11 protein-coding genes are annotated in these 12615 nt (G+C 37.9%); 2 read left to right on the forward strand and 9 right to left on the reverse strand.

Annotated features, from left to right (window positions below; all coding sequences use genetic code 11):
- Positions 1 to 30: 30 nt before the first annotated feature.
- The 7 genes from glmM to ACEN4N_RS00740 all read right to left on the reverse strand — a co-directional run bounded on the left by glmM (position 31) and on the right by ACEN4N_RS00740 (position 5245).
- Positions 31 to 1383: a phosphoglucosamine mutase gene (gene glmM, locus ACEN4N_RS00710; RefSeq protein WP_407089623.1), complete on the reverse strand. Its 1353-nt coding sequence runs from the start codon at positions 1381 to 1383 to the stop codon at positions 31 to 33.
- A 27-nt stretch (positions 1384 to 1410) separates the two neighbouring features.
- Positions 1411 to 2574: a YbbR-like domain-containing protein gene (locus tag ACEN4N_RS00715; protein ID WP_407089624.1), complete on the reverse strand. Its 1164-nt coding sequence runs from the start codon at positions 2572 to 2574 to the stop codon at positions 1411 to 1413.
- On the reverse strand, positions 2574 to 3404 hold the full coding sequence (gene cdaA, locus ACEN4N_RS00720; protein WP_338490249.1) for a diadenylate cyclase CdaA: 831 nt from the start codon (positions 3402 to 3404) through the stop codon (positions 2574 to 2576). The genes ACEN4N_RS00715 and cdaA overlap by 1 nt, the downstream gene beginning before the upstream one ends.
- Positions 3405 to 3656: 252 nt before the next feature.
- The gene (locus ACEN4N_RS00725; protein WP_407089625.1) at positions 3657 to 4019 is read right to left on the reverse strand and encodes a hypothetical protein; all 363 of its coding nucleotides are present in this window, start codon (positions 4017 to 4019) and stop codon (positions 3657 to 3659) included.
- 33 nt (positions 4020 to 4052) lie between these two features.
- The gene (locus ACEN4N_RS00730) at positions 4053 to 4205 is read right to left on the reverse strand and encodes a hypothetical protein (RefSeq protein WP_407093497.1); all 153 of its coding nucleotides are present in this window, start codon (positions 4203 to 4205) and stop codon (positions 4053 to 4055) included.
- Positions 4206 to 4354: 149 nt separating this feature from the next.
- The gene (gene yidD, locus ACEN4N_RS00735; protein ID WP_138404757.1) at positions 4355 to 4627 is read right to left on the reverse strand and encodes a membrane protein insertion efficiency factor YidD; all 273 of its coding nucleotides are present in this window, start codon (positions 4625 to 4627) and stop codon (positions 4355 to 4357) included.
- 15 nt (positions 4628 to 4642) lie between these two features.
- Positions 4643 to 5245, reverse strand: a complete 603-nt coding sequence (locus ACEN4N_RS00740) for a TVP38/TMEM64 family protein (RefSeq protein ID WP_407089626.1) — start codon at positions 5243 to 5245, stop codon at positions 4643 to 4645.
- Between the two features lie 113 nt (positions 5246 to 5358).
- Between ACEN4N_RS00740 and ACEN4N_RS00745 the strand changes: the two genes are divergently transcribed.
- On the forward strand, positions 5359 to 6435 hold the full coding sequence (locus tag ACEN4N_RS00745; protein ID WP_407089627.1) for a M24 family metallopeptidase: 1077 nt from the start codon (positions 5359 to 5361) through the stop codon (positions 6433 to 6435).
- Between the two features lie 45 nt (positions 6436 to 6480).
- Here the strand turns inward: ACEN4N_RS00745 and ACEN4N_RS00750 are convergent, their stop codons facing one another.
- Together ACEN4N_RS00750 and ACEN4N_RS00755 are read right to left on the reverse strand one after the other, a co-directional pair.
- Positions 6481 to 7977: an amidase gene (locus ACEN4N_RS00750; protein WP_407093498.1), complete on the reverse strand. Its 1497-nt coding sequence runs from the start codon at positions 7975 to 7977 to the stop codon at positions 6481 to 6483.
- Positions 7978 to 8040: 63 nt separating this feature from the next.
- Positions 8041 to 8850: an aldo/keto reductase family protein gene (locus tag ACEN4N_RS00755; RefSeq protein WP_407089629.1), complete on the reverse strand. Its 810-nt coding sequence runs from the start codon at positions 8848 to 8850 to the stop codon at positions 8041 to 8043.
- Between the two features lie 229 nt (positions 8851 to 9079).
- On the opposite strand from ACEN4N_RS00755, the gene ACEN4N_RS00760 reads away from it, so the two are divergent.
- Positions 9080 to 12514 (forward strand): LPXTG cell wall anchor domain-containing protein, encoded by a 3435-nt coding sequence (locus ACEN4N_RS00760; protein WP_407093499.1) that lies wholly within the window; start codon positions 9080 to 9082, stop codon positions 12512 to 12514.
- The last annotated feature ends 101 nt before the right edge of the window (positions 12515 to 12615 follow it).

The raw sequence follows: 12615 nt of genomic DNA on the forward strand, positions 1-12615 counted from the left end.
AATGACTTCTTCAGTACTAAGTTTAATTGCTTACTCCATACCACGAATGTCGCGAATCACGTCTGCGATTTGATCTACGTAACGGTCAACACGCTCAGGTGTTGAAGCTTCCGCCATCACACGTAAGATTGGCTCCGTACCACTTGGACGTACTAAGATACGACCGTCGCCATCCATTTCTGCTTCAACTTTAGCGATGATTTCTTTCACTTCTGGCTCATCCATGACAGTGTGTTTGTCGTGAACACGAATATTCACTAATTTTTGTGGGAAGATGGTCACTTCACCCGCTAATTCTGATAATTTTTTACCAGTTTCACGCATAACAGCCATTAATTGAACGGCTGTTAATAACCCGTCACCCGTTGTATTGTAGTCTAACATCACAATGTGGCCTGATTGCTCTCCACCTAAAGTGTGGTTACCTTCTAGCATTGCTTCGACAACATATCGATCTCCAACTTTAGTTTTTAAAGCTGTCATGTTATTTTCTTCAACAGCTTTATGGAATCCAATGTTACTCATAACTGTTGATACAATTGTATCATTAGCTAAGCGTCCTTGAGATTGTAAATGTTTACCTAAGATAAACATAATCTTATCACCATCAACAATGGCACCTGTCTCATCAACTGCGATTAAACGGTCTCCGTCGCCATCTAAAGCAACTCCAAGGTCTGCACTTTTTTCTTTAACCATTTCTTGTAAAGCCTCAGGGTGAGTTGATCCGACTCCATTATTGATATTAATTCCGTCGGGACGGTCTCCCATTGTATAGAAATCAGTCTCTAAATCTGCGAATAATTGGTTTACTAATGGGGCTGTTGCACCATTGGCAGCATCCACACACACTTTCAAATCATTTAAATTCGCTGAGATGGTTGATTGTAAATATTGAATATATTTGATAGAACCTTCTGGGAAATCATCTGTCACTCCTAAGCCGTCTGCACTTGGGCGAGGTAGCTCATCAGCATCACTATCTAGTAATGCTTCGATTTCTGCTTCTTGATCATCAGATAGTTTAAATCCGTTACTTCCGAAGAATTTAATTCCATTGTCTTGTGCTGGATTGTGAGAAGCACTGATCATGACTCCGGCAGCTGCTCCTTGAGTTTTTGTTAAATAAGCCACTGCTGGTGTTGAGATGACACCTAAGCGCATAACTTCGATTCCGACAGATAATAATCCTGCTGTTAAAGCGTACTCTAATAATTCTCCAGAGATACGTGTATCGCGCGCAACTAGCACGCGTGGATGTTCAACGTCAGAGTGTTGAAGTAACACATACCCTCCATAACGACCTAATTTAAAAGCTAATTCAGGTGTTAATTCACTATTTGCTACACCTCTGACACCATCTGTTCCAAAATATTTACCCATTATTGATTAATCTCCTAACTTTTCCTATTAGTTATTTCCAGATTCGTCCTCGACATCTTGCGATTCTACAACGGCTGACTCATTACTTTCAGTCGTGTTTCCTTCATCTCCATTCTCAGATTCGGGTCCGTTACTTTCTTCATTTTCTTCATTTTCTTCATTTTCTTCATTTTCTTCATTTTCTTCGCTTGTCTCATTGGTTTCTTCAGAGCTTTGCTCCTCGTTCTCACTTGAAGCGATTGGTGTGATGCGTACTTCGATTTGGACATCGCCACCATTTATCACAGTCATACCTTCAGGCACTTGTAATTCACCCATGATGGTTGTTGATTCTGTTAAACCACTGACATCAGCAACTACGCCAACTGTGTCAACATTCGGTTGACTCCCTTGAATTACCAAGCTCTGAGGCGTAGTAATCGTATATTCATACGTATACATCGCTTGGTCTTCCCCAAAAGGGATGATATGCATACCTACTTCACTTTGAGGTTGTACTACTTCAACTTTTGCTTCGATTTCCGAGACATTTGAATTCACATCTAGTACTTCACCATTGGCATTCACGATTTGTAAAACATATGATCCACTGAAGCTTCTATTGGCTGGTTGTGGATTGGTAATCGTAATATAAACTCGGTCAATTTGTTGAATCGTTTCGACGTCACCAGTTAATTGTATTTCTTGAGGATTTAATGACACACTTTCCACATTAAAGCCGTCCTGAATGGCGTTCGGATCTATTTCATATTCAATTTCAGCCGTAATTTCTTCCAACTGTGATATTTTAACATATCTTCTCGATGGTGTAACTTGGTAATCGACAGTATCCGGTAAATCAGAAACGATAAACTGGATCTGTTGCGTTCCAGACGGGATATCTGTTAAATCTTCCGTTTGGACAGTAATTTCTTTTTCTAATACTTGGTTAATGACATTACGTGGTCCAGTTAATCGTACTTGAACTGATTCTGGTAAGCCACTAATGAACGTATTTTCTGGTATCTCTCCAACGGTCACCGGGACATTATCAATTGTTTCGGTTACGTTAATACTAGCAAACTGTTGGTTTGCTGCACTTTGAAAGACGAAAGCATTGTTCTCTGATGCGACAAAAATGTACAAGAAAATGGCAATAATCAGAGAAAAGAGTCTCACGGCCCATTTATTCTCAAATAGTCCTCTATTCATTATTTATCACCTCTTTGTAAACTGTCATTAAGAAAGTCACGAATGACTTGCAATATATCTTTCGAATCCTCTTCATCTACAAACAAGTATTCTTCAAGTATGTTTCTAAATTCATTTCGGTCAAGTGCGCGGTTCATCTTATCACCTTTTACTACACTAATATCTCCAGTTTCTTCTGATACGATGACTGTTACTGCATCAGAAACTTCACTTAAACCAATGGCAGCACGATGCCTCGTTCCTAACTCTTTTGGTATTAACGTACTGTCTGATAGTGGAAGATAACATGAAGCGGCTGCGATTTGATAATCTCTAATAATCACTGCTCCGTCATGTAAAGGTGTATTGGGGATGAATATGTTAATTAACAATTGATTTGTTATTTCTGCGTCAAGTGGTATCCCGGTTGAAATATAATCCCCCAAGCCATCTTGACCTTCAATTGAAATCAAGGCACCAATTTTCCTTTTAGACATATATTGGACTGATTTCTCGATATCATTTATTAACTTCTCACTTGGATTATTCTTACTCTTACGGTTCTTAAACAAGTCACGACCTAATATTTCAAGTGCGCGTCTCAGTTCCGGTTGGAATAGAATAATCATCGCAACAACACCCCAAGATAGTACCTGCCCTAATAGCCAATCCACTGTCTGAAGTCCTGCAAGTGAACTCGCACTTTTGGCAATAAGGAAGATTCCTACCCCTTTTAAAAGGTTCATCATCTGAGTTCCACGAGCATACATTAATAAGCGATAAATTAAATACCAGACTAATAAAATATCAAGTATTCGAATTATTGGCTGATTCGCCATAAACTGATCCATAAAATCTAACACCTTGTCACCTTCTTTCTAATCACTCTCTGATATTATAGCATATCAAACTTTCATACTTAATATTTTGAAGCAGAAAATTTAAAATGATTTTCTGAGATGGGGAAGTTGTGGTGTTTGGATTGGATTGGTGGGGGTAGTTGGGTTATCGGGACTCGTCATGCGGTGACATGGGAAATTAGACGGCTAACGGGGCACGTCTTACAATGACCCGTCCCGTTAGCCAATTTACCAGTATTAAAATTACTTTGTTTTAGAATTTTTAAACGGAAACTCAACATTCCCGAACACATATTCAAAAGAACTATTTTTATTTGCATAGGTTACGTACCTTCCGCTATACATTTCCCCTAAATACTTACTAAGTGTGCGTGCGATATACTTTTTACTCACTTGGTCATCAAGAAACACTTCACATTCACTCACAGTGAGCGGTTCTTTGTAACGAATCATTCCATATTCACATAAAGTACGAACGACCGATTTCTTTTTGGCTTCATGATGGCCACATTGCTTACAGATAACTTTATACATTGTTTGCGTTATATCAAAACTGTGACATCTAGCACATTTTATACCTCGTTTCATTTGGTTGATATCTTTCATCGATTTAGGTATAGGTGGGTAAGGCTTTTCAATTTAAAATTCATTCAGAATTCGTTCTTTTAAAGCGATTGGCGAGATATTAGCTAACGGTAAATTTTGTTGATCACGGGCAATTCCTTTAATCCATCCATATTGACTTGAAACTGATCCATTTCTTTTTGAGTTAAACCTTCTTGGTAATAGCACTCTTCTTGTTGCTTAAGTTATAAATTTTTCTGTAACATCATTTTCTCCCTTTCTATAATTAGTTCCATATATAGATAGAAGAAAATAACTGTTTTCATTTTTTTATTTTAGAATAATTAAAAAACCTACGAGCATTTGTTGCTAGTAGGTTAATCTTCTGGATGTGGTGGGTCGCCGTATTTTCGAAAATACTGACGCTTCAATGTAAAGTGTTCCGGAACGTGATCAATGCCACCTTCTGCAAATGGGTGACAGCGACAAATTCGAGCCACGCCCATCGTCGTCCCCTTCACCGCGCCATGCTTTTCAACGGCTTCAATCATATAACTGGAACAAGTTGGGTAATAACGGCAACTTGATGGAAGTCCGGGTGAGATAAATTTTTGGTAAAATCTCACAGGTTTAATAATAATATTTTTAATGTTCTTCACCTTCTATTAACTAAAATAATCAAAAACAACTTGGATAAAATTCGATGTGAAATACGTATAAATAAAAACCGATACAGGTCGATAGGCAATGACCATCCCAATAAACTGTTTAAACCGCATATTGGACACCCCAGCAATCATACAAAAGATATCATCTGGGAAGATTGGCGCGAGAAAGCCAATCCGAAGTAGGCGTTTAAAACGATGGCCATGATTCATAATTCCCATATACTTTATATAATCATCGTCTGAAATAAAAGCCCGTATTACTGCGTGACCGAAACGCGCGCCAATCACAAAGTTAATCGACGAACCAATAATCATTCCCATAGTATTGAACAGAAATCCCCACAGATGCCCAAAAAGTAAATCCCCAATAACATTGGTCAGTCCTAAAGGAATAATCGGGTAAACTATTTGACTAATTTGAACTAAAATAAAGATAATCGGCGCCATAAAGCCTAATCTCCTCAATAAATCAGAAAAGCCGCCGTCTGGTTGGAAATATTCGGATTGGCTAATGTAGATTGAACCGACAATTGTAATAATAACACCAATGACTGTCGTGAAGCGAATGATGCGCCGCTTCGTTTCAATAGTTAGTTTCATACACGTACTCCTAAAATATTTTGGGGGTGAGTTGATTCTTTCATCTACTTAAAATGCATTGTATACTCTATAATATATTGTAACGCAATCAAATCTTTAAGTGGAGGGATTTTTTGGAAAAATTAAAACAACTTGTAAAAGGAATGAATAAACATGACATTAGTAACATGATTATTACAGATACATACAGTATTCGCTATTTAATCGGTTATTATACACAACCAGGTGAACGGTTATTAGCTTTCATCGCTACCGCAGCTGGTAAACATTATTTAGTGCTAAATAACTTATTCCCACGTGCTGATGAAAATGATGATTATTCAGTCATTTATTATCAAGATGGCGAAGCGATTATGGAACAAATTGCTGAAATCTTAACGGATGGTGTAACGAGTATCGATAAAGTATGGCCAAGTCACTTCTTACTTGAATTAATGGGTATCAAGAAAGACTTACAACCAACCAATGCTTCTTATATCTTAGACGATATCCGAGCAATTAAATCAGATGGAGAAATTGATATCATGCGTGAAGCTTCTCTGTTAAATGATCAAGTCATGGAAAAATTAATCGACTCTTTAACTACTGGTAAAACAGAAGCTGAATACGCTGAAGAATTAGCTCGGTACTATAAAGAATCCGGTCATTCGGGATTTTCATTTGAGCCTATTGTTGGTTACGGACCAAACGGTGCCGATCCTCATCACACAACCGACGATTCATTACCAAACGTTGGAGACCCAGTCGTTCTTGATATTGGCGGGATGTATAAAGGTTATGCTTCAGATATGACTCGAACAGTATTCTATGGTGAACCAAGTGAAGAAGCTATGGAAGTATATGATATTGTTCGCCAAGCAAATCTAGCGGGAATAGCTGCGGTTAAACCTGGTGTTCCGTTAAGTAGTATAGATTTAGCAGCACGTAAAGTGATTAACGATGCTGGTTACGGTGAATACTTTACACACCGTTTAGGACATTTCATCGGTCAAGAAGCGCATGAAGCTGGTGATGTATCACAATACAATGATGAATTAACTAAGGTAGGACAGGTATTCTCAATTGAACCTGGTGTTTATTTACCAGGTAAATTCGGTGTTCGAATTGAAGATTTAGTCGTTGTTACTGAAGATGGTTGTGAAGTTTTAAACCACGTGACAAAAGAACCTCTTATCGTCGAAGTTAATTAATCACAAAAAACTAGGATGGTCTGGAATGACCGCCCTAGTTTTTTATTATAAAGTATCTACAATTGAAGTATCTAAGTATCCAGCATCTTCTAATTGCTTAGACAGTTGAAGTAGTAAGTACTCTCCACCTTTTCGTGTTGAAAATTGAGCACCTAACGGTAACCCATTATCTAGTTTATGCACTGGTAAACTAATTGCAGGTTGACCGGTTAGATTCATTTGCTGAGTAAACGGTGTCCATGCTAAACTTTCTGCAAACATTTCCCAAACTAGATGTTGTTGCTGCTGAACATCAAACTGTTCAATATTCCTTAAGTCATTCAACAGTTTATCCCCCTTAGCAAAAGCTGTATGTAGAGGTGCTGGTCCGTTTGTTGCTGGCATTAACAGTAAATCATATTCCTTGAAGAAGGCTTCAGATACAGCGGTTATGTCATCCCAATAAGATAAAACTTCAGAATACTCTACTCCGCTAATATTTAAACCTAACTGATAAATTGCCCAACTCATTAATTCCATGTCATCTTGTGTCATTGGTCTGTTTAATACCTGTTCAAACCTTTTAAGCATCGAAGCAGTCTCAACACCATTTACATTATAGTACGTTTGCATTGCTTTAACACCATCGATTTCAGGCTCTGCTTCAACTAATGTATGTCCTAATGATTCTAATATACGAATTGTTTCTTGCATTAAACTTTGTGCTTCCTTTGTCATTGGTTCTCCGATTGGTGTATTCATTGAATATGCAATACGAAGTGGTTGCTCTAAATCTACTAGTAACTCATGTGGTATTCGCGGTAATATAAAAGGGGCTTCAAACTGTTCGGACTGCATCCATTTTAGTAATGTCCATGTATCTCGAACTGATTTAGTCAATGCAAAATTCACGGACGCCCCTTGCCAGCTTCGGTAATCGCTTGGTCCAACCGGTATGCGTCCACGACTTGTTTTTAAACCGATTAAACCACTAAAAGATGCAGGAATTCGAATAGAGCCTCCTCCATCACTCGCCGTGACGATGGGAACAATTCCTGCTTTCAATGCTGCCGCCCCTCCACCACTAGATCCTCCAGGGTTTCGTTTTAAATCTAAAGGTGAATTTACATGACCTGTCCACTCAGAATCACTGACATTCTTAAAACCAAATTCTGGAACATTCGTCCTACCGACAACAATAAAGCCAGCAGATTCAATACTCTTGGTAAAATTGTCTGTTTGTGTCGCTTCAAATTGTTCCATTAAACGGGCTCCGCTTGTTGATTTTTGTCCTGTTTGATTTTGTCCTAAATCTTTTAATAGGATGGGGACACCGAAGAATGGGGGTAAATCTCCATAGCTTCCGGTGTCTAACTGTTCAAAGTAGTGATCAAATCGATTAGCTATACTCCGTGCAAATTCATATTGCTTGTGTACAACGGCATTCAATGTATCGTTCCACTCTTCAATATTTTGAATGGCTTTTTCCACTAATTCTGTCGCCGTTGTTTCACCACTTTTTATTAATTTTGCATAGTAAGTTGCATCTTCTTTAAATAACATCTCATATCTCCTTAAGTATATATAAAAACACCACTTCCCTCTTTCAATAGAAGTGGCTTGCTGTTATAGGTTGTAAATTTCTTGCTTCTCTTCTTCAGTTAATTCAAAATCGAACACTTCTAAGTTTGATTTTTGACGATCAAAGTTGTGTGATTTTGGAATGACAATGACTTCGCGGTCAATTTGGAAATTCAAGACAACTTGTGCCCAAGATTTTCCGTATTTTTCACCGATAGCATTTAGTCGTTCCCGATTAGCATCACTTACACCAGATAAAGGTGACCACGCTTCTGCGAATAACTCATGTTCGCGTCCAAATTCAATCACATCATGATTCCATTCTCCAGGATGAGATTTAATTTGGTTAACTGTCGGTTTAATCGTTGCATTATCTAATATTAATTGTAATTGATCTTTAGAGAAGTTCGATACTCCGATAGATTTTAAAATGCCAGCTTTCGCATGTTTCTCTAACACTTTCCAAGTCGCAACCATTTCTTCATCATTATCCCAAGGATGGTGAATTAAATATAAATCAATATAATCTGTTTGGAATGCCTCTAAAGAGTATTTCACAGCTTCATCAATTGTTGCTTCATCTTTCGTATACTCTGGTTTACCAGGTAATTTTGAAGTTATAAAAAATTCTTCACGAGGAACATCTGATTCTGTGATAGCTTTTCCAATTACTGCTTCATTGCGATAAGAAATAGCCGTATCGAAATGTCTGTATCCATTAGTAATTGCTGATTGTAATTCAGTTGTATCAAAATTAATGTCCGCTGAATAGTCATTATTTACTTTACCAAATGTGTTTGTACCGCTTCCGATAATTGGAATCTGCTTATTATTGTTTAATGTGATCCAGTTCATTTTACTTACACTCCCTTTAATAATATCTTTGACAAGTGTATCAGAATATCAGCTACCGTCCTACTGAAGTGCTTTCGAAGGATTTATCAAAACTTTCTTACTTTCTAATCTTTGAATATTTAATGATTTTTCATTGATTTATTGTAGTTTTATTGACTGATTTTTTACAAAGTTTTATATTTAATTGTATGAGTGTTATAATATAGTTATAAACAAGGAGGAGTTCTTTATGAAAAGTAAACGCTTACGTTATGCAATTTCTATGGCCCTCACAAGTCTTTTGGTCGCAACTCAAGTTACCCCCTTAGCCCTAGCTCAAACGGAAAGTGTTCCGCCTGAATCTGAGTCAGTTCAACAACAGCAAGAAGCAACTTATCCCGTTGGCGTTGAAGTCCGCAATATAGAAGGCACTCGTACTGAACAGGTTGGTATTAGTTTAACCGATGAAGAAGGTGATATTTATGATGGTGGTTACAATGAAAACTCTCAATGGTTAACAGGTAGTTCTTTACCAGAAGGTCAATATTATATTGAATTGACACCCCCTGAAGGAACAACGAGTCAAATTAATAACACGGCTCCACAATTTGCTGTAGCTACAGAGACACCAAATGTATACTCAATCGATGTAAATGAAGAAAACCTAGATGGCTTATCCGCTGTATACGGTGCATTCGAGCTCGTTAACGAAACGGTTAGTGAAACTTACCGCGTCGGAGCAGAAGTCCGTGGTTTAGATGGTACTCGTACAAGCGATGTTGGAATTACTGTATATGATGAAAATAGTACGGTATACGAAGGTGGATATAATGAATATGCACAATGGTTAACAACGAATGAATTACCTGAAGGGTTGTATTACATTGAATTGACAACTCCAGAAGGAACAATGAGTCAAATTAGTACAACTACAAATCAATCAGCTGTTCCAACAGAAACACCAAATCTTTATACAATTGAATTGAATGAAGAAACTTTAGGAAACTTAACTTCTGTATATGGCGCATTTGAATTAATTGAAACCGCTCCTGTTGAACAAACATTCCGATTAGGCGCTGAAGTGCGTGGATTAGATGGAAGACGTACAAGCGATGTTGGAATTACCGTTTGGGATGCCAATGAAATGTACTATGATGGAACTTACAACGAATATCTACAATGGTTAACTAATGATGAATTACCTGAAGGTGAGTACTTTATTACATTGACACCACCGGAAGGTTTCTCAACTGAACTTAACTTAAGCACTGATCAATATGCGATGGAGACGGATACCCCGAATGTTTATTCACTTTTCTTAAGTGAAGATAATTTAGGTAGTAGCTCAGCCATTTATGCTGCATTTAATTTAGTCGAAGCTCCGGCTGAAACATACCAATTAGGTGTGGAAGTGCGTGGATTAGACGGTACTAGAACCGATGAAGTAGGAATTACTGTTGCTGATGTTGATGGCGTTACATTTGAAGGTGCTTATAATGAGTATCTACAATGGCTAACAACTGAAGGATTACTTGCTGGTCAGTATACAATCACTTTAGATACTCCAGAAGATACTGTTTCAACTATCAATGATACTACGAATCAATTTGCAATCCCTGCTGATGAGACTAATGTTTATAATATCATTTTAAACGAAGAGAACTTAAGTAGTAGCTCAGCCATTTACGGCGCGTTTAACTTAGTCGAAGCTCCGGCTGAAATATACCAATTAGGTGTAGAAGTGCGTGGATTAGATGGTACTAGAACTGATGAAGTAGGAATTACTGTTGCTGATGTTGATGGCGTTACATTTGAAGGTGTTTATAATGAGTATCTACAATGGCTAACAACTGAAGGATTACTTGCTGGTCAGTATACAATCACTTTAGATACTCCAGAAGGTACTGTTTCAACTATCAATGATACTACGAATCAATTTGCAATCCCTGCTGATGAGACTAATGTTTATAATATCATTTTAAACGAAGAGAACTTAGGTAGTAGCTCAGCCATTTACGGCGCGTTTAACTTAGTCGAAGCTCCGGCTGAAACATACCAATTAGGTGTGGAAGTGCGTGGATTAGACGGTACTAGATCCGATGAAGCAGGAATTACTGTGACGGATGCTGATGGTGTTGTATTTGAAGGTGAGTATAACGAGTACTTACAATGGTTAACGAGTGAAGAATTAACTGAAGGTACTTATACAATCACTTTAGACACGCCGGCAGGTACTGTCTCTGAAATTAATGATACGACAAACCAATATGCAGTCGCTACTGATGAAGATGATGTTTATACAATAGAATTAAACGAAGATAATTTAGGTAGTAGTTCTGCAGTATATGGCGCATTTAATCTAGTTGAAGCTCCAGCTGAAACATACCAATTAGGTGTGGAAGTGCGTGGATTAGACGGTACTAGATCCGATGAAGCTGGAATTACTGTGACGGATGCTGATGGTGTTGTATTTGAAGGTGAGTATAACGAGTACTTACAATGGTTAACGAGTGAAGAATTATCTGAAGGTAATTATACAATTACTTTAGACACGCCAGAAGGTACTGTCTCTGAAATTAATGACACGACAAACCAATATGCAGTCGCTACTGATGAAGATGACGTTTATACAATTGAATTAAACGACGAAAATCTTGGTAGTAGTTCTGCGGTATACGGTGCATTTAGACTTGTCGAAGCACCAGTTCCAAACCCTGATACATTTACTTTAGGTGTGGAAGTGCGTGGATTAAACGATCAACGGACTGACGAAGTCGGAGTGACTGTAACAAATAATGATGGTGACGAGTTTACTGGGTCGTATAATGAATACTTACAGTGGTTAACAGATGATGAATTGCCTGAAGGTACTTATATAATCAGTTTAGACACACCAGTAGGTACAGTCTCTGAAATCAATGATACGACAGATCAATATGCAGTCGCTACTGATGAAGACGATGTTTATACAATTGAATTAAACGACGAAAATCTTGGTAGTAGCTCAGCAATATACGGTGCAGTTAGCCTTGTCGAAGTACCAGTTCCAAACCCTGATACATTTACTTTAGGTGTGGAAGTTCGTGGATTAGACGATCGTCGTACTGATGAAGTGGGAGTTACTGTAACAAATAATGATGGTGACGAGTTTACTGGTTCATATAATGAATACTTACAATGGTTAACAGACGAAGAGTTGCCTGAAGGTACTTATATAATCACTTTAGACACACCAGCAGGTACAGTCTCTAAAATCAATGATACGACAGATCAATATGCAGTCGCTACTGATGAAGATGACGTTTATACAATTGAATTAAACGACGAAAATCTAGGTAGTAGTTCTGCAATATACGGTGCATTTAGATTGATCGAATCGGATGAAAATGGTGGTGGCGGTTCTGAGAGTTCTGATGAGTCAAGTGACGAATCAAGTGATGAATCTAGCGACGAATCTGACGGATCAGAAAGTTCTGACGAATCTAGCGATGATGAATCTGACGACGAATCAAATGGTTCAGATGAGTCAGATGATGAATCGGATGACGATGGAAACGTCATTGTAGACCAAGATGACGACATCTTACCAACAACTGGTGAAAGTAATACAATGATTATTACTGTTGTTGCTATCGGTTTACTAGCCGTTGGTGGACTTCTACTTTACCGTAGAAAACGTAGTTAATCTTGTATATAAATAACCATTAGAAAAAGAGCCTGCGGACATCATGTTCGCAGGCTCTTCTTTGTCCCCTGCAACCTTCATATAGTTGAGGCTTAAAATTT

The organism is Ruoffia sp. FAM 20857, assembly GCF_045528645.1.
GTDB classification, from domain to species: Bacteria; Bacillota; Bacilli; order Lactobacillales; family Aerococcaceae; genus Ruoffia; species Ruoffia halotolerans.